This window comes from Diplocloster modestus (assembly GCF_019042245.1).
Lineage (GTDB): Bacteria > Bacillota > Clostridia > Lachnospirales > Lachnospiraceae > Diplocloster > Diplocloster modestus.
Map to the genome: position 1 here is coordinate 103,058 of NZ_JAHQCX010000010.1, position 21,001 is coordinate 124,058.

Below are 21,001 nucleotides of genomic sequence, written 5' to 3' on the forward strand. Positions count from 1 at the left end.
CCATATACCTTCCATATGTGCCTTCCATATGTCTGTGCTATCATAGTTACTAATAATCAAATCTCCACCGCCATGATGTCAGGCAGCTCCGGCTGAAGCATCCGCAGCATAAAGTATCCGATTCCAGCCAGCCCGGTCATGAATCCCACATTCTGGTCTTCCTGCAGCATCAGCTCCAGGCTTCCATTATGGATTCCGGCTGCCAGATCATTCACATAATAAGCGCATCCCATCATGATATCCTGATCCCCGCTCTTCCGGGCATAGTCCATCAAAATACTGATATTCCCGGAATTACCATGACACAGGCAATATCCTCTGCGCCTGGGCGTCTGCTTAAGCTTTTCTACCCCTCGCGCGATGTCTTTCTGCAATATATCCTGAATTTCACCATCCGGAATATACTCTGCCGCGTTGGCTCTGCCGAGCAATACTCCCGCGGCGCCGTGGCACCAGGCTACGGATTCCGTCACTTTCGCATCCAACTCTTCTGTTAGAACTGCTTCTTCCCTTAAATCTTTCCAGTTATTTGCCGCTTCGTCGTACAGGCTGTTTTCATAACACAGAATTTTTCCAACCGCATCCAGATAGTTTACCTGTCCTGTATACCGGAACAGGCGGGCAAAAGCTGTGAGGAAACCGCTGTTTCCATGGGCCATACCACCGATGGGCTGCTTTAAATTCGCGGAACACCAGCCCATTCCCTCCTCCGTCGGCACCGCCTGCGCCAGCAGCAGTTCCGCTGCTTTCACCGCATCCGCCAAGTACTTGTCCTCTTTCGTCAGCCGGAACATATTGGCCAATACCAGAACCGCCCCTGCATTTCCAGAAAGCAGATCAAAACTCTTATCCTGCCCGAAGAACTGCGGCAGCAGATCACAATGGCGTTTTGCATACTGTAAATAGGACTCCTGCCCTGTAATCCGATACAGGACCTGATACATATAGGCAACAGAGCCTTCTCCGAAAAATGCGCCTGTATTAGGCGTGTCTATGGATTTGACATTCTGTTCTGCAGACTGTGTGTATGTAAAGAACATCTGGTCCAATATTTCTGCCAGGGATTTCAGTTCTGAATAGGTTTTCGAGTATGCTTCCGGAAAATTACGTTCTTCCGCCAACACGGTTTCTTCCGGGATAACTGTCAGCACGGCGTGAATAAACAGGTTGATGCCAGCCAGTCCGTTGTACAGATAGCGGTCCACAGGCTGCAGTTCCCATCCATTCTTGCCTCTTTGATCCGGCATCAGGCTGATCCAGCCCGCCTGGGTGTGATCCTTATGGAAAACCACGGTATCGGCGAATCTTCTGCCGATCTGTCCGACAGCCTGCAGGATCATCGTCTCATCCAGGATCGAAGTCTTTCTGGAGATCAGCAACTCTTTGCCGTAAGAGTTTAGGAACACCTGATTGTCAAGGGACAGGATCGCAAATTTTATGTATTGTACCTGCCTAATCAGATCGCTATTGTCCAGATCATTTATTTTCTGACGCAGTCCTTCCATGGCCGTCCGTTCGAAGAAATCTCTGAACTCGCTTCCGTCAGAAGAAAACAGTGATCTTTCTGAATTACGATAGTAAAAATAGGGGATATCCCCTTTAAGAAGCGATTTCACCTCGTTCTCCACCACCGGACGCATCCGACCGTTTCGCATCTGTGCTTCCTGGTACAGATTATAAAAGAGCATATTCCGGTTTCCACCGTCCGTCATAACATCCGGATGATAAGAGCTTTGTAACAGCATCGTATAACGCTGGGTCTGCCTTACCACATAGCGGCTTTTTCCTATGGAATAGGGGGTAATCCGTTCCGCTAGCTCTTGTTTGCCTCTTAGCGCCATTTCATAAGCTTCGGTAAATCCTTTCATGATATCGCCCAGAAACAGTCCGGCATCTATATATTGATCATTGAGCATAGCCTGGTTTTTATAGCTCTTAGTTTTCGGATAAATGTATTCCACGTGCATATCAGATGTCCCTGCTTCCGCTATGCGCGGTGTCTTCATGGGTACCTGCTGATTATCCCTGCCGCCGATAGCGCCCACATTGATCCCATTTCCGGAAGCGTTCCATATCATAATAGGTAATATCCCCAGATACAGTACGGATTCCTGCAGGATCAGCTGGCATTTTTCTTTTGCCGTGTTAAGCTGCTCCTGTCCGGCCCGCATTCCTACCCCGGTCTCCAAATCTATAAACACCGGATACTCACCGCACGCGATGATGTTTTCACAGTGGAGATCCCTTATATTTAACAGATAACACAGGAAGAGCTGTATGCCGATTCGTTGATAATACCGCTGCAGCTCCTCCCTGTTTTTACAAGAACGGTATGGGACTTGCTCTACCCAGCTATGGGAGCCCATATCAATTCTTTCATAGTCATAGGTATCCAATCCTGCCGAGGTATACAACCACTTAAGGAGGTCCTGATAAATCTGTTCATTTTCGGTACTCCGGGGTTTATAGAACAGTTTGCTGCCATCTCCCAGAGACAGCTGAAGGACACATCTGCCATTGTTGTGGGTATCCGCCAGATTACCTTCTATCTTTACGATCTCTTCAAATTCCGGCCCTTTCTGCATGCGCGTCCGGATTATCGCCTTCTCCTGCTGCCAATGATCCAGCACTTCTGTCCAGAAACAGACCTCGGATTCAACAGTATCCTGCATTTCTCTTACCATGACCGGATATTTTGTGTAAAGATAATCCGTAAACTCTCTGGTGGGCAGGATTTTATCGTTGTAGTATTGATACTCTTCTGCGGTGGTGTTACCTTTTAGCCTGTTGTTTTGCCTGCACTGGTGCATTTCCATAATCAGACAGCGCAGGCTGATTCCTTGGAGCTTTGGCAGGAGTAGTTCCGCGAAGTTGTTTTGGAGGACGTTGCTCTGCTGGCCTGTGTGGCGGGATTTTAGGATCGATTCTGCGGCGCTGATCCAGGGGGTGTAGAATGCGGGGAAGGGTTGTTGGGGATCTTTAGTTCCCGTTTCTGTGGTTGACTGGTTCAATGTAAGGTGGATATTGTAGCTGGAATTATTTATATCATACGGGATATCTTGTAAAAATGATATAACGGATGGATTATTTTGGTAAAGGAATTCTAGTACGTCTTTGCCTAAAAGTTTGTTCCAAAAATGGATCTTTTCACTGTTATCTTTCAAGTTTTTTCTGGGCAGTTGGTATTTCCTTTGAGTCAGATATGAAGCATTCTTTTCTATATTCATAGAGATACTCCTCCCGATTTATGGATCTAGTAGTTTATTTTATTATAGAAAGAATTTAAGCCACTTAGATTATTCATCCAGTGGCTTAAATAACTTTTGTGAATTAGCAGCAAATAATTGTCATAACAGTGCTGCATCCAACAGTAAACGTGAAATCAGGAGCTTGTACTGTATTCTCAAAAACTGCATTCTGAGAATTTAACTCTTCAATAATATTTCCTGCCGGATAATCTTTTGTAATATTCATTTATGTATCCTCCTTTCCAGTATTATTTTTATAATAATATAATTATAAATAAACCTAAATATACTATTTTAGGAAATCACTCTTTAAATAAAGTATTAAGATAAATTGAATAAAGTTACGTTTGCCTCAAAATGGTATTTATCATATTTATAATTGAATATACCTTCATTTTTTTCGACTAATTGACGAACACTTAATAAACCGATTCCATGTGCTCTATTATCTCCTTTAGTTGTACATAATTTTCCATTTTTCTCTACTGGTTTATTTTTTAAACTATTTGATATATTTATATTAATTATATTCTTGTTTTTTAAGATATTTATATGTATCCACTTGATTTCTGCAAAAGAACTGGCTTCAATAGCATTATCTAATAAATTACCAAGTATTAAGCACAAGTCGTAATTATTATCAGAAAAATTAAATTTATCAGAATTAATTTTAATAACTATACCTAACTTTTGTGCTTCTAATAATTTACTATTTAATACCATATCAATAAACTCATTATCAGTCCAAATAAAATTTGCTGTTTTTGTTGCTGATATATGTAAATTTCTTAAGTAATCGCTAGCCTCTTCTGCATCACCTTTCTCCAATAATTTAGTTAATATAAGAAAATGCTTATTAATATCATGACACAAAATAGCATTATCTTGAAAAATACTATGCATTTCATTATAGCTAGTTTCTAACAAATCATTACGCATCATTGCTAAGTTTGCATTTTCACTTAGTATTCGATATTTAACGTAACAAAGAAATGCAGTAACTATTATTATAAGTGCAAAAAACCATAATAACCATTGATAAAATAATATGTTAGTAATACTATTTAAATAAATTTCTTGATAGTAAGCTGAAATAAAATATATAGCAACAGATGCACCGGCTAATACTATGTAATAGTTTTCAAGTTTTACGAAATTACCTTTAAAAAATCTATGTATTAAACAAAATATAATAATCAATATACAAATGTCAATTATGATAAAATAATATCTTTGTTTACTTGCAACATTTATAAACTTGTAAACTTCTCTATCACCTGTAATTACACAATATAGATACATTATAAATAAATTAATCATAACGTAGCTTACTTGATAAAACATATTTACTACAAATATAACACGCCTTTTCCCTATTAGTAAAACAGACGCTGTCAATGCTACATAGATACACTCTATTATTAATACAAAATTTGAATAATAATACCATTGCATATTAAGACCTGAAAATATTGAAATAGGCGTTGCCAATAATAATATATATTTAAATGATTTCTTTTTATCATATTTTGAAATAAATAAATCATTAAGAATCAAATAACCACTCAATATTTTAACAAAAGAATAAATAAAGTTAGATATATAAAAGCCAATCACATATATTTCCTCCAAAATTTCGAAACCAGCATCTTCACATCCTGAATATGAGTTCTGCTTGCATACAACCGTTCTCCATTATCCAATATAATCTCCACTCCATTGATTTTCTGGATCCGGGAAATATTTATGATAACACCTTTGTTTATGTATACAAAACCATCATTATTCAACTCGGTCATGACACGGCTCAGACTATTTCTAATCGTACTTGCTCCATTTTCAGTAACAAACACGGCGTTTTTCTGCTCTTTATAAATATACAGAATATCGCTGTAAAACAATTTCTCACGAAAACCGGCTTTATCGATGGTATAGAATTCACCGCTTTGAATATTCATCCGTTTCCCGATCTCTTCCAGGGCCTGCGGAAGTTTTTCCGCTGCTTGTTCCTTCAGGATATAACGGAAAATATCCAGTTCATAACCGTTCAGCGCAAATTCCAGATGGTTGGTGATAAATATCACATAAGAATTCGCATTTTTCTGTGCCTGAATGATCTTCGCCAGTTCTAACCCGTTCATTTCTCCATCTGATAATTCGATATCCAGCAGATAGATATGAAACTTCTTTCCCTCTTGTAACTCATAAACTAAATTACAACCTTTGGAAAATGTACTTAATTTATACTCTACAAAGTGCGATATAAAATATTTTTCCGATATTTCTTTCAACTCTTCTAAAAAACTGCTGTCGTCATCTACGATAGCCATATTTATCATTTGTTCTGACCCCATAACCTTTATATATTGAACTCATAGAATTTATTCTTTTTGACATCATGGAAATAACATTCCCGATCATTAATAACAAGCAAGTACATATCATTGTTATCGCCCACCCCCGGCCGATTGTTCCGGCAATAGGTGTATATCCCGTTTTTATGCACTTTTACTTTTTCGATTATATCATCCACAACCTCTTTGATCGGCATCGTGTGATAAGGGGAACAGGACCATGTTCTGATCATACTCCGAACGCTGTTAGGATTCAAGTTTATTTTCTTCGCATTGTAAAATTTTTTTGGAAAAACCATTTCACGACAGGTTCCGAGTTTATCCAAAATGGAATCAAAAAGTTTCTTATTGTCCTTATAATCAAATCCCAATTCCATATAGGCGCGTATCTGAATTAGCGCTGCCTCTAAATAAGTGCCGTCTTTTCGCTGCTCATACCATTGGTCTAGCTGATAAATACTTTCTGACAATGTGTGCTTTATAGATATACCCGTATACTCCAATGCATTTGCAGTAAGTTTAACAGCTTCAACACTTTCCCTGCAAGTATCTATTTCACTCAACGATATCAACTTTTTCATTTTCTTATATTAATATTGGCCTTTTTCAGCAAAAGACGAACTGTCTCTCTGCTGATCGGCGGCCCTAGTTCTTTTTTATTGACTTCTTCCTTCAACAATTCCAGAGACCATCTGTTACGCCCGGAAGGCGGTGCGGAACAGGCCAGCGCGATCGTATATTTTTCAATTTCCTTGTTTACTTTGGGCATTCTGGCTGATGTTGGATTGTAATGGGATGAAATCGCATACTCCAGTCCACCCTGAGCATAATCTTTTGCAACACGAACTACTGTGGTTTTCGCTACATGAAGATTCTCTGCTATCTGACAATAATTTAACCTGGTAATATTCTGCTCGTCTATCGTGAGCAAGATGGAAATTCTTTTCGTTAAACGGTTGGAAAGGCTCTGGTCTGTGCACAGCACGGATAGTTTATTCCTTTCCTCTTCTGTCAGAGAAACTACATATTTTGTATGCCCATTCATTTGTATATCTTCCTTTAAAATCCTATTTTTATTTCCCGTTCATCATATGTCAAATAATGTCAGATTTGGTAATTATGTCCTTTATTTAACACATTTTGTCCTTCAAATGCATTTTTTTGAGAATCAACCTGATCTGATCACAAAAAAAATTGAGCATATTATGCCAGCTCAAATTTTGGAATTGCCCAATTTAAAATTTTATTTCTCCCTTCCTTTTCAAATGCAAAAATCACGCATGCTCCTTCTTCTCATACACTATACAATACTTTGTCGAATATTGTCAAAACCCTTTCGCATTAATTTGTTTATTTTTTAACACTTTGATCGGTTTTTTATCAGAAAAGCCACCGCGATATAATCACCGTGATGGCTTCCATTGAATCATCGCAGAACAATAGCAGAGCTCTTAATCCACTTTTAGTCTCTTTAACAATAACCCGCACAAAAAAACCGTAACAGCCAGAATCCCAGCCAAAGGCCACAGATTTCCAAGCACAAGGCTGTTGTCCGACATCAGCAGATACCCCCAGGTCGCCGGCACGATTTTCCCAAGAGCCCTAAAAAACCCGGGGAGCATCTCAACCGGGAACATAATCCCCGACAGCATAATGGACGGCAGGAATATCAGCTGTGATATCATCGTAAGTTTCGCCTGGCTTTTCATCGCCAGACCCAGAACACTGCCTATTCCCAGGGATACTGCTATAAAAACAGCAAGCATACCGAAATAAAACGGCAGATTTTCCGGAAGTGCCGCGTCAAACGCGATGGGGGCGATCACATATATGATCGCGCTCATGATCATCAGGTGGATAAACGCAGACAAATACATCGAAACCAGGCCAAGATATAACGGCACCCCATTGGCCTTATATGCTTTCTTGATATCACTTCCGTATATCTCCACAAGGGAAGGAGGCAGGCCGATCAGCGCGCCCATGGACACTCCCATCACGGTCATAGACTGGATCAGCGTATCTTTGGCCGCCGGGTTTACAGAGGTGAAGATACCGCCCATTACCGCGAAGAACAATAGCGGCACCACATAACAGGTAACCAGCAGTGATTTGCTCCGTATATCCAGTCTCCATTGTAATCCCACTCCGTATAAAAACGCATTCATTCGCCGTTCCTCCTTGCTATATCGATAAAATGCTGTTCCAGGGTGCCGCGGTCTATCTTAATATCCAACACTTCAACGCCTTTCCGCTTATATTCTTCCAACAGCGTCAGCATTGTATCCCCGATATTATCCGCCTCAAAACACGCTTCCCCCTGTTCCGTCTCAATGTGAAGCTTATAGTGCCTGCCGACTCTGGCGGTTAATTCCATTACCGTGCCCATAAAAACGATAGCGCCGTCATTGAGAATCGCGATACGGTCACACAGATTTTCCACTTCGGCCATATCGTGGCTGGCCAGGACGATGGTCTTTCCCTGGGCCTTCAGTTTGCGTATCTGGTCGTGAAGTGATACTCTGCCTTCCACATCCAGCCCGGCCGTCGGCTCGTCGAGAAATACGATATCCGGATCGCTGATCAGGGACAGGGCCAGATGCAGCCGCCGCTTTTGTCCTGTAGACAGTTCTGTGTACTGTTTTTTCGCCAGCTCATTGATCCCCAGAGCGGCCAGCATGGAAGGATCGATCTGCGCCCGGTTCCATTTCGCAAATAACCGCACGGCCTCCATCGGTTTGATATGGTCCGGGAGTGATGCCGACTGCAGCTGTATTCCCACCCTGCCGTTTACCGCGATCCTGCCTTCGTCATACTTTCGTAAGTTCTCAATAATTTCAAGGGCTGTGGTTTTCCCCGCGCCGTTCACGCCCAGCAAGGCGAAAATTTCACCTTGTTCCACATGAAAATTTAAACCATTCAGCACCATATGTTCGCCATAACTTTTCTTTAGTCCGTCAACCTGGATGGCATAACTCATTTTATTCTCCCTTCAAATGGATCATAGCCCAATTCCTACTGTCATAATTCCCTGTGGTATTACTCTGTTGTTTGTCTTTTTCATCACCTTGTATATAATATAATTCATGACCTTACGTAACATGCAAGGATTATTTGTATATTTATTTATAGAGCACTTAAAGTTTATTCATCCATTAGGTACAAAAGCAGCCTATGACGTTGGCCGCCGGGCGGACGATAAAGAGCGCCGCGATCTGGATACGATCGCGGCGCCTTCTAACGCTGATTTTCCGAGTCTAAGTCTTACTTTTTAATGCGGCAGCCTGTCCATCCAGATGTACATACTCTGAATCAAAGGCCGATGATCAGCAGCCACCACCGTGCACTGGTAGTATAATACTCTGGAAATACTGCCGTCATGGCGGGTAAACCGATAGACAAAGGGCTCCACCTTTTCGCCCTCGATCATTTTCAAACTATTTTGGTAAATGAGATTCAAATCGTCCGGGTGGACGATCTGGCGCAGGTTCCCGCCCATTTCCCCCCAGAACTGCTCCGGGGTGTAACCTATGATGTCGAACATAACATCATTCATATAGGTGATGACCATATCTGCCGTCAGTTCATAGCGGACAACACCCAGAGGCAGCATGGAATAATAGGGATCCATCTGCGCTCTCTCATCCAGGTGCCTGTCCTGGTTAATCCTGATTTCTCTCTGCGCGCGGAACAGATTGACATAACTGTCCGCCCGGATGAGATGCATATTAGATTTCATAAGAGTTAATTTTTTACCGCTTTGTATGCAGTTGAACGAGAAATAGAAGTTTCTGCAGAAAGGAGGCTGGGTACCCTCATCTACCAATATCGCCTCTCCGCTGACCGGGATAAAGTTATCCGCGTGATGTGGCGTGATGCTTCTGTAAATCACGGAGAATTTTTTCCCTCTGATATTACTCTCGAAATGGGGAAAAATCTCACCCTGGCCCTGCATCGGCTGCTCACAGAATAGGTCATGCCACTCCACCTCTGTGTCCACACAGGCTGAAAACCGATCGAAATCCTGTTGTACAAAGTAATCTGTGAAGACCTGCTCCACAAAGGCACGGACGGCATCGGTATGCCGCCGTTCCACGACGGAACTGCCGCCGCACCCGCCCTGCAGCAGTTCTTCGAACCGGGACCGTTCCATCGGGCGGGCATAGTAGAAGCCCTGGACCACATCGCAGCCAATCCCCCTCAGAAAAGCGATCTGCTGTTCATTCTCAATCCCCTCACAGACGATGGCCATTCCCAGAGCCTTGATAATAGAGACGATCGCGCAGATGATGGAAGTATTTCTAAAATCCTGCAGATCCCGGTTAAAAAAGACCCGGTCCAGCTTGATGACGTTGACCGGCAGCTCCTGAAGCATACCGAACGATGAATAGCCTGATCCGAAATCATCCATCGCTACGGAATAACCAAGCCCCCGCAGTTCCCTCAGCTGATCAATGATGGGCTGCGCGTCCTCCACCAGCATATTTTCCGTAATCTCGATCCCCAGGTTTCTGGATGATACATGATATTTCTCAGTTATCTCGTGCAGCCGCCGTGCAAACCCGTCTTTCAGGAAATGAAGGCGCGAGAAGTTACAATATACCGGAACGACGGATAAGCCGGCATCCAGCCAGCGCCTGATGTTCCTGCAGCTGCATTCAAACATATACAGATCCAGCTTGACAATTAGCCCGCTTGATTCAAACAGGGGCAGGAACTGGCCCGGCTCCAGGATTCCGTACACGGGATGGCGCCAGCGCACCAGTGCCTCCGCCGACACCGGAATATTATCCTGCACACTGTAAAGAGGCTGATAAAAGGGTTCGAATTCGCCATTTTCCAACGCACCCCGGATCTGTGACGCCAAATAGAAGAACAGATCCTCCTGTTTACTATTCTGACCTGTATTCGGGAGCTGGAAAATCTGATGAAACACATATTGGTTACGGCCTGCCTTTTTAGCCTGGCGCATCATCAGATCGGCCTGTCTTAACAGCGCGTAGGAGGTCATCTCTCCTTCCCCGTTCCACAAAACGCCGCCGATACTGATGGTCAGACCCGCCTCTACCTTCGGCGTGTCAGGGAGGTTCACCGTTAACCCTTCCGTTATCGCGAATAAGGTATCGCTGAACTTTTGCATACTTTCCGGCGTGGCATTTGGGATCACCCCCAAAAACGCCTCCCCGTTCAACCGGCCCATGATTCCGCAGTCCAACTGCAGGCATTCCACCGCCTTTTTTCCAAACTGCGCCAGCAGAAGATCTCCCAGAAGATATCCATATGTATGGTTAAAAACTTTAAAATTATCAAAATCGATGCAAAGCAGGCCAATCGGATGCAGCCGCTGTGTCAGACACCTTTCCATATATGTATTTGTGGTTGACCAATTGGGCAGCCCGGTCAGATTGTCCAAAGTGGTCAGCTTTGCAATCAGCTCCTCTTTTTCTTTCAGAGCCCTGTTCATTTCCAATAACTGGTGGGATAAGGCATTGTATTCTAACATATAGCTTTCTCTCACTTTCTTCGCTTTTGAGCACGGCTTAAGCTAAAAAAACCTGCAAACAGTAACGTTTACAGGAATAGTTAAACTCCCCGAGTTGGGCTCGAACCAACAACCCTTCGGTTAACAGCCGAATGCTCTACCATTGAGCTATCGAGGACTATAATCTAACAACAATGTTAATTATAATAACAGTGTACCGTGATGTCAAGATTTTTATTCCATTTTTTGAAATTCTTTCCTGTACTTTTTTCCATACAGCAACCCTCTCAACTTGGCTTCCATACATATACCAGCTATAATCACCTGCAGGTTTTTATAGATTATTTTACAAAAAACACTTGACTATCCCCTTAGGGGTTAGCTTATGATTGCATAGAGGTGATTCATATGTTAATAAAACAGGTAAGCAAACTCACAGGATTAACCAAAAAAGCAATCGAATATTATACACTGCAGGGGCTGATTGCGCCAGCTGTACTGAATAACGGCTACCGGGATTACAGTGAAAATGATATTGAGCAGTTAAATAAAATCTCTGTTCTCAGAAAACTTGGCATAAGTACGGAAGAAATTAAAACTGTGCTGGCGGATCATTCAAACAGTACTTTACAAGACATTTCCGTCCGCAAAGAATTGAATCTTCAGAGAGAATCCAGAAAAAAAGAAATTCTCGATGAATTAAGCCGAGGCGTACCCTATTCGGATATCAGTGCAAGGCTGCAGACATTAGAGAACAGTAAGACAATCACTGAAAAATTCCTGGATGCCTTCCCGGGCTATTATGGCAGATTTATCTGTATGCATTTTGCCCCATTTTTAAATGAGCCCATTGAGACAGAAAGTCAGCAGAACGCTTTTGATACGATCCTGACCTTTTTGGATAGTACGCCTTCTCTGGAACTGCCTCAAGATCTGCAGGAATACTTAATGGAAGGTACCAGTCACATAAGCACAGAACAAATCACAGGTATGCTGGAAAACACAAAAAAATCCATCGAAAACCCGGATGAATTTCTGTCCGATAACAAGGAATTTTTAGAACAGTATCTGGCGTACAAAAAAAGTGACGAGTACAAAAATTCGCCTGCTAACAAACTCATGAAGCTGATGAAGGAATTCTACAGCACCACCGGATATTACGACGTGTTTATTCCCGCCTTAAAACAGTTAAGCCATTCCTATTCCGAATATTACCGGCACTTGGAGATCGCCAATGACAGACTGCTGTCAGAATACCCGGAGATCGAACATTTGGACGATCCAAACGGATGAGACTGTAAATTCATCCGTTCCGGGTTCTTCAAGAATCTGTATTGTGATAGAAATGATCCAGTATTGCTGCCAATTTTGAAGGGGCGTCCGTATTTACTTCATGTCCTGCCCCTTCTACAATCTGCAGCTTGGCATGGGCGAGATGTACAGCCAGCTCCCTGGCCGCCTTTTTATTGGCCCGATCCCTCTCACCGCACAGGACTAAAGTATCACAAGGTATCTTTTTCAGGCCCCCGCTGAAATCCAACGTGCTCATGGAGTCCGACAGGCGGATAAATTCCTCTTTCCCAAATCCCATCTGCTGGAAAGAAGCTTCCTTCATAAAGCGAAAGATCATACTTTGGATTTTCAACAACAGGCGCGGCATCTTATATTGGGCGCCGATCAGGACTAACTTCTTTACTCTCAGCGGATGGTCAATCGTATAATGAAGCGCCAGAACAGCGCCAAGAGAAAGCCCGCACAAACAGAATGGTTCCTGGAATTTCCCACAATATTCGGAAAAAGCGGAATAAAGATTTGAATAGTCAGTCCCGCCGCCCTGAATGAGTTCTGCCAGATCCGGGCACGAGGCCTGAGCTTCCTCTTTCCTGCTGGTAATCACGTCCTTCCAGGATGAGGCATTCTGCCCCAGCCCGTGCATGTATATCGTCTGCATCAATTTTCACCCTCCCTATGGCACCTTCTACATCGGCTTCAAATTCTTATTGAGCCGCTCCACCATCCACGTGAGACGTTTTTCACGGCCTGCCTCTGTTTTTGCATCCAGGTATGCCCTGGTATAGGTTTTCTTTACCGACATCGACATGGCGAGAAAATTGGTATGTGCCGGTTCATAGGCCTTCAATAAAGCAGTGACCGAAGCGATCTGCTCCTCTGTTATTGCAGGGGCTTTTTTCGATTCCCATTGTCCATTTTTCCTGGCTTCCTCTACTTTCATTCTGCCATAATCGGTCATTAACCCCTGTGCTTCCAGTTTTTCAACTAAAGCCTTATTTTTATCCGACCACTTGCTGTTCGGTCTGCGCAAAGAGAAATATTTCTTATAAGCTTTCGCATCGATGCTTTCCATAAGTCCATCGATCCATCCAAAGCAGAGGGCTTCTTCAAGCGCCTCGCCGGCCCTGAGCGTTTTGGGCCCGCCAGCTTTTCCGAACAGCAGCCATACACCGGGACTTGACTGGCCATTCGCATGCAGCCATTTTCTAAAGTCTTCTCTATTTGGAAATATCATCATTTCGCTCATCGTACAGGCCTCCCTTAGACCGTAAGTTATCTTTGTAACCAGTTGCGGTGTCGTGACGCTTAAAAATAGCGCCGGACTTTTTTCATATACTGAAGGTACGTACTTCCAAACTGCCCGATACACCATCTTTCTTCCGCACGAATCATCCAATGTGCTGTTATCTGGAAAATAAGCACAAAAACTAACAGCAATAACGATTGCGTCAGCAGTACACAGCCCAGAAAGAATATGAAATATGCTACGTACATGGGATTACGGGACAGACCATCCTCGTATCCTTTCACGTCAGCGAGGTATTTTCGAGCGCTATTATTTTTTATAGCTATGAGCACTTAATGCCCGTATTTTGGGCATTTACGTGCGATGCATGAAAAATAGTCAGCGAGGTTTTTTCGAGCGCTACTATTTTTTATAGCGATATTCCTCCGCCGGATAAATACTGACCGCGTAAGGAGTACCGTCAATCGGTTTATAGATCTCCACGATTGCATAAAATGACGGCAGTCCCGGTACCCGGGGTTTTGCAATACACATAAATTTGTAATTCGTACCGTTTACGATCTGAGTCGCTACCGCAATCGGCTGGTAAAAATAGTTTTCATGACTTCCAATCGCATTATAAAATATGAACTGATCATAAGGCGTTAGTTCTGAATGATACTCCCATCCACCTACCATCCTGATCCCCCATCATACTCTTTCTATTAATATATGTGGGTATCACGGATGCGCTCCTACAAATTGATCTTCAGACTATAACCATCCACCGCTTCCGGCCACAGCTCCTGGGCGCGCGTCATCCTTTTTCCTCTCAATCCCACCAAAAATACCAGACCGTCGATCTGGCCAGGGTATCCGCAAGCTTCTCCACACTGCCGTCTTCCTCACACTGCTCGACCCTGTCCGGGCAAAACGCATATTGTTCCAAAGCAAGCCTGCCTGCCGCTTCATAGTCCCCGACCGGAGCCTCCAGGATGAATTCCAGTTCATCATGGCTGACGCAGGCCGGCACAGCTCCGTGATTTTCATACCAGTAGCGGGCCACCGCCATTAGTTCCGGCGTGTTAGGGCATTCATTCCAGTTTCCCATGGGGAGCCATGCAAATACCTCCCAGGGATGTTTAGCCGGTAATCTGGCCAGGATCATCTCATCGGTCTCCTCCGTCTGGTAATTCCAGTAGGACAGGAACCGGTCGCAGGCCTCCCCCTGCCCCCTTGCGCCCATGATCTCCTGCTGCCAGTCGATCCCGTCCTCTTCCGCCTCCTGACGCCTCTCCTGTATCCATTGATCCAGATACCGGACACCTATCTCTTTCTCCTGCTCCAGCAGCCCATGCCGGTAATTCCAAATATCCTGAAGTTCCAGCTGGTCCGTATCGTCGTCTTTCGCCGCATTCATCAGCAGACATTCCATCAGAGTATCATCCACTTTCACCAATACGGGAACAAATCCCATGGTTTTCCCCTGTTCATAAGCATTCTGATAAGCAGCCCATAAGGCATCATCATCGTCCATTGGCCCGAATACCTCACAGGGGCAGTCCAGATAATCCATCATCTGAACAGCTAATTCACTGGGCTTATAGGGTTTCATTCTCATTCCTCCTTCCAGGCTTCACTCATTGCCGGAATCCGCCGGCTCCGTTTTACCGTCTTATCACAATTTCTATTTCCATTATATATTTCTATACGATTACTGCTATTTACTACTTCCGTTATTTTACCATTTTATCTAGGATAAGTCATTCAGTTTAGGGAAACTTAAGAAATTTGACATTCCAGATTAAGGGTATTACACTGAATGTAATAGTCAAAAAAGGTGCGGATTCCAGTTTTCAGCAGATCACTCCGCCTAGGAATCCGGTATACAGGAACTGAATCATTGACTACAAAAGGATTAGGACAAATTCAGATAATAGAAGAATAAGCCGCTGAGGCGGCAGGAAGGTGGAAAATAACATGCTTACAACAATCACCATCGTTGCTTTCAGTCCCACAGGCGGAACCCGGCAGGCCGCTGTTTTTCTGGCAAAAGGACTTGCGCAGCACATCCAGGAAGTGGATCTAACACTGCCTGAAGCCCATCCTCTTAACTTTACCAAAGAGGATCTCGTCCTCTTCGCCGGCCCGGTATACGGAGGCAGAATTCCAGCCTGCATGACGGATAAGCTGAAAAAAATTCGAGGAAATCAGACTCCTGCCATCATTGCCGCAGTATATGGAAACCGCGCTTACGAGGACGCATTGCTGGAGCTTAACGACGTGGTGTCAGAGCAGGGGTTCAAGCCGCTGGCTGCGGCCGCCCTGCTGGCGGAGCATTCTATCATACATAAGCTGGCCGAACACAGGCCCGATGCTTGGGACCAGGCCTGTCTCGCAGATTTTTCCAACCGGATACTGGAGAAATGGGAAACCGGACAGAGGGAGATAATTTCTGTTATACCGGGCAGCCGACCGTATAAGGCATGGAAGTCCTCACCGAATGTTCCTGTCGTATCAGACGCCTGCCGCCGATGCGGGTTATGTGCGCAGAAATGCCCGGTACAGGCGATCTCAAAAAATTCTCCCAGTGATACGGATCCTGAAAAGTGTATCCAGTGCATGCGGTGTATCTCCATCTGTCCGGCCCACGCCCGGTCACTTCCGGAACAGGTGTTGGCGGTTCTTGGAGAACACTTGCAGTCATTCGCGGGGCTGCGAAAGGAAAATGAGCTCTACTTATAAGGTAAAGTCATATTGAAAAGGGGGGATTTAAATGGATACGTTAATGATGAACTCCGGTATCCTATCGCCACTCTGCGACCATATGAGATCAGATAACCGGTATATCACCGAATACTGCCTCTGTGATCTGCTCGGGAAGCCGGACGCGCAATTGCCGCTGCGCAGATCGATGTTCCTAAGCATGTGCTGTATATGTATATCGATCATCCGTAACTCTTCCTCAATCCGGTACTGGAACCAATCGGGGAGGCGCAGATGGAGGTCATGGATGACTGTATGTCCTTTCCGAATTTAATCGTAAAGGTAAAAAGATATCAAAAGTGCAGGATGACATATAGGGATTTGGAATGGAAAGAGCAGGTCAGGATTTTTAAAGGGGATCTATCAGAATTAATTCAGCATGAATATGACCACCTAGACGGTATATTGGCCACCATGCAGGCGATTGATAAGAAGACCGTCAGGAACCTGGCTGAATAAAATAATAGTATTCAACTTTTTCAATCGATATGGTCATACTGGGGTAATCCAGTTTTTCTCTTATACTGTTTATAACATTTCTAAATGACTCAAAATATTTATCTTCATCCGCGTATTCTATCGGATTTCTGACAGCCGTTATGACATATGCCGTATCGTCCAGTTTGCAGTCTCTTATTTTACCGCATATTAAAGTTTTGTAGAATCGCTTCTGAAGTGCTCATAACTAAAAAAAGCCCCTGAAACAACACTGTTTCAAGGGCCTGTCTATTTTTATGCTAATTTCGCTTTCGCTACTTCAGCCAACTGTGCAAATCCGTCCGCATCATTTACAGCCATCTCAGCCAGCATTTTCCGGTTCATATCCACACCGGCCAGCTTTAAGCCATACATAAATCTGCTGTAGGATAATCCGTTGATTCTGGCAGCCGCATTGATTCTGGCGATCCACAGCTGACGGAACTGGCGTTTTCTTTCTTTTCTGCCTGCGTAGGAGCTGGTCAGCGCTCTCATAACAGACTGTTTTGCTACTCTGTATTGTTTTGATCTTGCGCCTCTGTAACCTTTCGCAAGTTTTAATGTACGATTATGTCTTTTTTTAGCGTTCATACCGCCTTTTACTCTTGCCATGTCTTATTTCCTCCTTCACTTACATCCTATAAATAGGGCAGTATCTTTTTCATATTCTTAACATTGGTTGCATCCGTGATGGTTGCTTTTCTAAGATTTCTCTTTCTCTTCTGAGATTTCTTAGTTAAGATATGGCTCTTGTATGCTTTATTTCTCTTTAATTGTCCGGTTCCGGTCTTTTTGAAACGTTTTGCAGCAGCTCTGCTTGTTTTCATTTTAGGCATTTCTATGTTCCTCCTTAGAAATTATAATCTATTTTTAACGTTTTTCAGTTAAAAACATAGTCATGCTCCGTCCTTCCAGTTTGGGAGCTTTCTCAACGGTTGCCACATCTGCGAGTTTTTCGGCAAATACATCCAGGATCTGCTTGGAGCTCGACATGTGAGCCATTTCCCTTCCACGGAAACGAAGTGTCACTTTAACTCTATCACCTTTGGTGAGAAACTTTCTCGCTGCGTTCACTTTCGTGTTTAAATCATTTGTATCAATGTTCGGTGAAAGACGTACTTCCTTGATATCGATAACTTTCTGCTTTTTCTTGGCCTCTTTGTCTTTTCTGGCCTGCTCATAACGGAATTTGCCGTAATCGATGATCTTACATACCGGCGGCTTTGCAGTAGGGGCAATCTTTACCAGATCCAGTTCCGCCTCGCGCGCAAGCCTCATGGCCTCTTTCGTCGAAATGATACCTAATTGCTCTCCATCTTCCCCAATCAAACGAACTTCTTTGTCCCTGATCTGCTCGTTAATCATTAAATCGCTAATAGTTGTGCACCTCCATAAAAAAATTAAAAAGTGGATAGACAGACTATCCACTTATATGAATGAGCATATTTCAATCATGCTTTTCATTATGAACCATAGTCACGCTTTTGTGCTAAGGTGAGAGTGGATACTCTTCTTCGTTGTTCGCAGCTTTATTAAAATTACCATAATTTTATCAGGCTGTCAAGTTTTTGTCTGAATCTTTTTACAAATTCTTTCTACACCGTAATTCCTTTTACACTGCCGCTTTCTCCCACTCACGGATTAAGTCAACGGATAAATTTGCCATAGATGCAATCTTTTCGATTGAGATACCGGATTTTAGCATGTTTAGAACCAGCTCTTGCTTTCCCTGCTCCATTCCTTTCTCAACCCCGTCCTTAAATGCATCATTCATTTCTGATTTCCGGTCCATAATCGCCATTTCTCTGCGGAATGCCCGGTAGCGTTCCTCATCTTCCAGCGAGAAATCCTCAAACACATCTACCGTTTCCTTCATATACTCATCTCCTTTGGCCAGCATCTTCATCTCCTGAATGCTTCCCGCGGAAATCAGCCTGGCCCAGCGATATACGTCTGTAGTCTTCTCTTTTTCAGAAGCCTGCTTCACTTTACTTAATTCTACCACATGAAATGCCAGCTTGTCACTATAGATCCTTCCGGTCTTTATATTCGCTATCTTATGTATAGAATAAAACTCTCTCTGATCCGGAAACAGAGTAAAATCCAATATTCCTATATGAATACAGATTTTCGCATTCCGGTAATCCTCTCCTTTGCGTACACTGCTTATAAAAAGTTTACTGTTATAGAAAAGAGAACGATCCTCCCAATAGTTAACATGGTACATCTGCATCTCGATATTGATATGTCTACGGTTCTGACAGATTATCCTCAGATCCAGAATACCTTCCTTATCCTCCGGGTATTCCAAATCAAGGTGAGTGTCCAGAAACTCGATATCACGAATGCTCTCCGGCGGAATATTCAACAGAGCGCCCAGAAGGCCTTGCAGCCCCTTTTTGCTTCTGCGGAAAACGCTGCGGAATACCACATCATTTTTCAGGGTCAACCTGATTTCTCGAAGGGCATCCTGCTGTCCTGCCGGATAATCGTCCGTTCTTTCTTCAGGATTCAGTTTTACTTTTTTCTCCATACACATTTTCTCCTTTGTTCTTGGTATGATACATGGATTGGTGGAATATTATGGCGAGACGCCGGAATCGACAGGCAGAGAATTCTGCCGGATATATTTAATTTAGCACAGCTACTTTGAAAGTACAAGATGTGTTTTCCATTGGCAAAAACGGAAAGGCTATCAGGTTTCCGTGTATGCAACGATAGCCGGGGCAAAGGAGGCTTTGCGAAAACACGTGCCCGGACTCGTCCTGGTGGATTGGAATATGCCGGACGGCCAGGGGGATGCCCTCTGCCGCTTTATCCGCTCCAACTGGAATGATCTGCCGTTGATCTTTCTCACGGTCCGGGATGATTCCCGGGACGTCATATTCGGTTTTCAGAGCGGTGCGGATGATTATGTGGTGAAACCTTTCGAGCTGGATGTTTTGTACTCCCGTATCTGTGCATTGCTGCGCAGAACGGGAAATGTGTCTGAACAGTATCTCTCCTGCGATTCTATTTCTCTGGATCAGAGCCGGATGATGGTATTTTGCGAAGGAGAGGAAATCAGTCTGAGCCCGATGGAATATGAACTGCTCTTACTTCTGTTGAAGAACAAGGGGAAAACCGTTACAAGGGCCGAAGAAGATACCTACATCCGGGTTCTGGGAAAAGAAGGACTCGACCTGGCCGGTGCGGAAGAATTAGAGGACCGCATATTGAAATCTTTGGGCAGGAATTACGAAATTGAAAGTGAAAACCGGATCGGTGAAAAGATTACCAATGACCATATGATATCCGGCTATCTTCTGATCTTAGGCGGGTTCTGTATTCTGCTGGCTGTGATCGGCATTGCCAACGTGTTCTCAAATACGCTGGGTTTCCTCACGCAGAGGAAACGGGAATTCGCCCAATATATGTCCGTAGGCATGACGCCCGCCGGCATCCGTAAGATGTTCTGTGTTGAGGCACTGGTCATTGCCGGCCGTCCCCTGCTGATCACACTGCCCTTAACCATAGCTTTTGTGCAATTCGCGGCGGCAGCAAGCCATCTAAACCCGATGGAGTTCTGGGCCGAAGCCCCGATGATCCCCATTGCGCTATTTTGCCTTGCGATCATTGTCTTCGTGGCACTGGCTTACTACATCGGCGGAAAACGCCTGCTGCGCTGTAATCTGAGCGAAGCATTGCGGAATGATACGATATTACCATAGGGCGATGTTCCCCATCCTCCCGGCAGGTATAGAAAGGAAAAGACGGCATAGCCCTTTTGGGGGGCTATACCGTTTTTTACAAAATTCTTCCTAAATGGAGTTTTTTAACTATTACGGATTAGTGGCAGCAGAAGCTGGCGCATTCTGTCTGTTCACAGTGACATGCGTTAGATCCGGCGATACCGATGTGTCTCGCATCACAGATGCAATCTTTGTTGTAGATACAATCCGTTGCCTTACACTCTACATTAATCGTCTGGGTAGGATGTTCCGTAGCACTTAAAAAAGATTCCCCTCGCTTCTCTTCAAAACTGCGGCAGCAGGTATCTTCCGAACTTTTGGCTTCTCTTCCATCTACACAGATCTCACCACGACAGCAGCATTCTCTTTTATTATAGACACAGCTATCAACAGAACAATCTAATTGCGGCATTTTCATTTCCTCC

21 protein-coding genes, 1 tRNA gene and 3 pseudogenes are annotated in these 21,001 nt (G+C 43.9%); 5 read left to right on the plus strand and 20 right to left on the minus strand.

All coding sequences use genetic code 11. The annotated features are described in order from the left end of the window. Window positions 1-56: 56 nt before the first annotated feature. From KTH90_RS14985 to KTH90_RS15030, 10 genes are all read right to left on the minus strand, one after another. The gene (locus tag KTH90_RS14985; protein WP_158354047.1) at window positions 57-3,227 is read right to left on the minus strand and encodes a type 2 lanthipeptide synthetase LanM family protein; all 3,171 of its coding nucleotides are present in this window, start codon (window positions 3,225-3,227) and stop codon (window positions 57-59) included. A 103-nt stretch (window positions 3,228-3,330) separates the two neighbouring features. After that, the gene (locus KTH90_RS14990) at window positions 3,331-3,474 is read right to left on the minus strand and encodes a hypothetical protein (protein ID WP_238727003.1); all 144 of its coding nucleotides are present in this window, start codon (window positions 3,472-3,474) and stop codon (window positions 3,331-3,333) included. A 95-nt stretch (window positions 3,475-3,569) separates the two neighbouring features. Continuing rightward, window positions 3,570-4,865 (minus strand): GHKL domain-containing protein, encoded by a 1,296-nt coding sequence (locus KTH90_RS25125; RefSeq protein WP_238727004.1) that lies wholly within the window; start codon window positions 4,863-4,865, stop codon window positions 3,570-3,572. Next, window positions 4,862-5,587: a LytR/AlgR family response regulator transcription factor gene (locus tag KTH90_RS15000; protein ID WP_238727005.1), complete on the minus strand. Its 726-nt coding sequence runs from the start codon at window positions 5,585-5,587 to the stop codon at window positions 4,862-4,864. Before KTH90_RS15000 ends, KTH90_RS25125 begins: the two co-directional genes overlap by 4 nt. 20 nt (window positions 5,588-5,607) lie before the next feature. Continuing rightward, the gene (locus KTH90_RS15005) at window positions 5,608-6,183 is read right to left on the minus strand and encodes a hypothetical protein (protein WP_238727006.1); all 576 of its coding nucleotides are present in this window, start codon (window positions 6,181-6,183) and stop codon (window positions 5,608-5,610) included. Then, a complete protein-coding gene (locus KTH90_RS15010; protein ID WP_158354051.1) occupies window positions 6,180-6,647 on the minus strand; it encodes a helix-turn-helix domain-containing protein in 468 nt (155 codons plus the stop codon). Before KTH90_RS15010 ends, KTH90_RS15005 begins: the two co-directional genes overlap by 4 nt. Window positions 6,648-7,053: 406 nt before the next feature. Beyond that, complete coding sequence (locus tag KTH90_RS15015; protein ID WP_158354052.1) at window positions 7,054-7,770, minus strand: ABC transporter permease; 717 nt, start codon at window positions 7,768-7,770, stop codon at window positions 7,054-7,056. Next, window positions 7,767-8,582 carry an ABC transporter ATP-binding protein gene (locus KTH90_RS15020; RefSeq protein WP_158354053.1) on the minus strand — a complete coding sequence of 272 codons (816 nt, stop codon included), beginning with the start codon at window positions 8,580-8,582 and terminating at the stop codon, window positions 7,767-7,769. The genes KTH90_RS15015 and KTH90_RS15020 overlap by 4 nt, the downstream gene beginning before the upstream one ends. A gap of 291 nt (window positions 8,583-8,873) precedes the next feature. Beyond that, window positions 8,874-11,105 carry an EAL domain-containing protein gene (locus KTH90_RS15025; protein ID WP_238727007.1) on the minus strand — a complete coding sequence of 744 codons (2,232 nt, stop codon included), beginning with the start codon at window positions 11,103-11,105 and terminating at the stop codon, window positions 8,874-8,876. 85 nt (window positions 11,106-11,190) lie between these two features. Next, a tRNA-Asn gene (locus tag KTH90_RS15030) sits at window positions 11,191-11,262 on the minus strand. Window positions 11,263-11,492: 230 nt separating this feature from the next. On the opposite strand from KTH90_RS15030, the gene KTH90_RS15035 reads away from it, so the two are divergent. Beyond that, window positions 11,493-12,377, plus strand: a complete 885-nt coding sequence (locus tag KTH90_RS15035; protein WP_158354055.1) for a MerR family transcriptional regulator — start codon at window positions 11,493-11,495, stop codon at window positions 12,375-12,377. Between the two features lie 28 nt (window positions 12,378-12,405). Here the strand turns inward: KTH90_RS15035 and KTH90_RS15040 are convergent, their stop codons facing one another. The 5 genes from KTH90_RS15040 to KTH90_RS15060 all read right to left on the minus strand — a co-directional run bounded on the left by KTH90_RS15040 (window position 12,406) and on the right by KTH90_RS15060 (window position 15,217). After that, the gene (locus KTH90_RS15040) at window positions 12,406-13,035 is read right to left on the minus strand and encodes an alpha/beta fold hydrolase (protein WP_158354056.1); all 630 of its coding nucleotides are present in this window, start codon (window positions 13,033-13,035) and stop codon (window positions 12,406-12,408) included. A 27-nt stretch (window positions 13,036-13,062) separates the two neighbouring features. Continuing rightward, window positions 13,063-13,623, minus strand: coding sequence for a YdeI/OmpD-associated family protein (locus KTH90_RS15045; protein WP_158354057.1), 561 nt, complete (start codon window positions 13,621-13,623; stop codon window positions 13,063-13,065). A 59-nt stretch (window positions 13,624-13,682) separates the two neighbouring features. After that, a complete protein-coding gene (locus tag KTH90_RS25335) occupies window positions 13,683-13,871 on the minus strand; it encodes a methyltransferase (protein WP_158354112.1) in 189 nt (62 codons plus the stop codon). Window positions 13,872-14,025: 154 nt separating this feature from the next. Then, window positions 14,026-14,301: a hypothetical protein gene (locus KTH90_RS15055; protein ID WP_158354058.1), complete on the minus strand. Its 276-nt coding sequence runs from the start codon at window positions 14,299-14,301 to the stop codon at window positions 14,026-14,028. A 133-nt stretch (window positions 14,302-14,434) separates the two neighbouring features. Beyond that, window positions 14,435-15,217 carry a DUF4253 domain-containing protein gene (locus KTH90_RS15060; RefSeq protein WP_238727008.1) on the minus strand — a complete coding sequence of 261 codons (783 nt, stop codon included), beginning with the start codon at window positions 15,215-15,217 and terminating at the stop codon, window positions 14,435-14,437. A gap of 365 nt (window positions 15,218-15,582) precedes the next feature. Between KTH90_RS15060 and KTH90_RS15065 the strand changes: the two genes are divergently transcribed. Further along, the gene (locus tag KTH90_RS15065; RefSeq protein ID WP_158354060.1) at window positions 15,583-16,347 is read left to right on the plus strand and encodes an EFR1 family ferrodoxin; all 765 of its coding nucleotides are present in this window, start codon (window positions 15,583-15,585) and stop codon (window positions 16,345-16,347) included. 228 nt (window positions 16,348-16,575) lie between these two features. Further along, a pseudogene (locus KTH90_RS15070) lies at window positions 16,576-16,827 on the plus strand (peptide deformylase); the annotation flags it as partial. Window positions 16,828-17,100: 273 nt separating this feature from the next. Here KTH90_RS15070 and rplT read toward each other — a convergent pair. From rplT to KTH90_RS15090, 4 genes are all read right to left on the minus strand, one after another. Beyond that, complete coding sequence (rplT, locus tag KTH90_RS15075) at window positions 17,101-17,457, minus strand: 50S ribosomal protein L20 (RefSeq protein WP_158354061.1); 357 nt, start codon at window positions 17,455-17,457, stop codon at window positions 17,101-17,103. A 26-nt stretch (window positions 17,458-17,483) separates the two neighbouring features. Next, window positions 17,484-17,681, minus strand: a complete 198-nt coding sequence (gene rpmI / locus KTH90_RS15080) for a 50S ribosomal protein L35 (protein WP_158347304.1) — start codon at window positions 17,679-17,681, stop codon at window positions 17,484-17,486. A 34-nt stretch (window positions 17,682-17,715) separates the two neighbouring features. Continuing rightward, entirely contained in the window at window positions 17,716-18,210 is a 495-nt protein-coding gene (gene infC, locus KTH90_RS15085; protein ID WP_158347303.1) for a translation initiation factor IF-3, read from the minus strand. Window positions 18,211-18,457: 247 nt separating this feature from the next. Then, window positions 18,458-19,378 (minus strand): Rpn family recombination-promoting nuclease/putative transposase, encoded by a 921-nt coding sequence (locus tag KTH90_RS15090; protein WP_238727009.1) that lies wholly within the window; start codon window positions 19,376-19,378, stop codon window positions 18,458-18,460. A gap of 160 nt (window positions 19,379-19,538) precedes the next feature. Between KTH90_RS15090 and KTH90_RS25585 the strand changes: the two are divergent. Together KTH90_RS25585 and KTH90_RS15100 are read left to right on the plus strand one after the other, a co-directional pair. Continuing rightward, window positions 19,539-19,790 (plus strand): annotated as a pseudogene (locus tag KTH90_RS25585) (response regulator transcription factor); the annotation flags it as partial. Window positions 19,791-19,958: 168 nt separating this feature from the next. Beyond that, a pseudogene (locus KTH90_RS15100) lies at window positions 19,959-20,555 on the plus strand (FtsX-like permease family protein); the annotation flags it as partial. A gap of 118 nt (window positions 20,556-20,673) precedes the next feature. On the opposite strand, the gene KTH90_RS15105 reads toward KTH90_RS15100, so the two are convergent. After that, window positions 20,674-20,988, minus strand: a complete 315-nt coding sequence (locus KTH90_RS15105) for a DUF1540 domain-containing protein (protein ID WP_158354063.1) — start codon at window positions 20,986-20,988, stop codon at window positions 20,674-20,676. Between the last annotated feature and the right edge of the window lie 13 nt (window positions 20,989-21,001).

Excerpts from the sequence above, each read along its gene's own strand:
- KTH90_RS15005 (WP_238727006.1), bottom strand. The coding sequence starts at position 6,183 with ATGAAAAAGTTGATATCGTTGAGTGAAATAGATACTTGCAGGGAAAGT.
- KTH90_RS15015 (WP_158354052.1), bottom strand. The coding sequence starts at position 7,770 with ATGAATGCGTTTTTATACGGAGTGGGATTACAATGGAGACTGGATATA.
- rpmI (WP_158347304.1), bottom strand. The coding sequence starts at position 17,681 with ATGCCTAAAATGAAAACAAGCAGAGCTGCTGCAAAACGTTTCAAAAAG.
- KTH90_RS14985 (WP_158354047.1), bottom strand. The coding sequence starts at position 3,227 with ATGAATATAGAAAAGAATGCTTCATATCTGACTCAAAGGAAATACCAA.
- KTH90_RS15000 (WP_238727005.1), bottom strand. The coding sequence starts at position 5,587 with ATGATAAATATGGCTATCGTAGATGACGACAGCAGTTTTTTAGAAGAG.
- KTH90_RS15020 (WP_158354053.1), bottom strand. The coding sequence starts at position 8,582 with ATGAGTTATGCCATCCAGGTTGACGGACTAAAGAAAAGTTATGGCGAA.
- KTH90_RS15010 (WP_158354051.1), bottom strand. The coding sequence starts at position 6,647 with ATGAATGGGCATACAAAATATGTAGTTTCTCTGACAGAAGAGGAAAGG.
- KTH90_RS15040 (WP_158354056.1), bottom strand. The coding sequence starts at position 13,035 with ATGCAGACGATATACATGCACGGGCTGGGGCAGAATGCCTCATCCTGG.
- KTH90_RS15045 (WP_158354057.1), bottom strand. The coding sequence starts at position 13,623 with ATGAGCGAAATGATGATATTTCCAAATAGAGAAGACTTTAGAAAATGG.
- KTH90_RS15055 (WP_158354058.1), bottom strand. The coding sequence starts at position 14,301 with ATGGTAGGTGGATGGGAGTATCATTCAGAACTAACGCCTTATGATCAG.
- KTH90_RS25335 (WP_158354112.1), bottom strand. The coding sequence starts at position 13,871 with ATGTACGTAGCATATTTCATATTCTTTCTGGGCTGTGTACTGCTGACG.
- KTH90_RS14990 (WP_238727003.1), bottom strand. The coding sequence starts at position 3,474 with ATGAATATTACAAAAGATTATCCGGCAGGAAATATTATTGAAGAGTTA.
- KTH90_RS15065 (WP_158354060.1), top strand. The coding sequence starts at position 15,583 with ATGCTTACAACAATCACCATCGTTGCTTTCAGTCCCACAGGCGGAACC.
- KTH90_RS15060 (WP_238727008.1), bottom strand. The coding sequence starts at position 15,217 with ATGAAACCCTATAAGCCCAGTGAATTAGCTGTTCAGATGATGGATTAT.
- KTH90_RS15105 (WP_158354063.1), bottom strand. The coding sequence starts at position 20,988 with ATGCCGCAATTAGATTGTTCTGTTGATAGCTGTGTCTATAATAAAAGA.
- KTH90_RS15035 (WP_158354055.1), top strand. The coding sequence starts at position 11,493 with ATGTTAATAAAACAGGTAAGCAAACTCACAGGATTAACCAAAAAAGCA.
- rplT (WP_158354061.1), bottom strand. The coding sequence starts at position 17,457 with ATGGCAAGAGTAAAAGGCGGTATGAACGCTAAAAAAAGACATAATCGT.
- infC (WP_158347303.1), bottom strand. The coding sequence starts at position 18,210 with ATGATTAACGAGCAGATCAGGGACAAAGAAGTTCGTTTGATTGGGGAA.
- KTH90_RS15090 (WP_238727009.1), bottom strand. The coding sequence starts at position 19,378 with ATGGAGAAAAAAGTAAAACTGAATCCTGAAGAAAGAACGGACGATTAT.
- KTH90_RS15025 (WP_238727007.1), bottom strand. The coding sequence starts at position 11,105 with ATGTTAGAATACAATGCCTTATCCCACCAGTTATTGGAAATGAACAGG.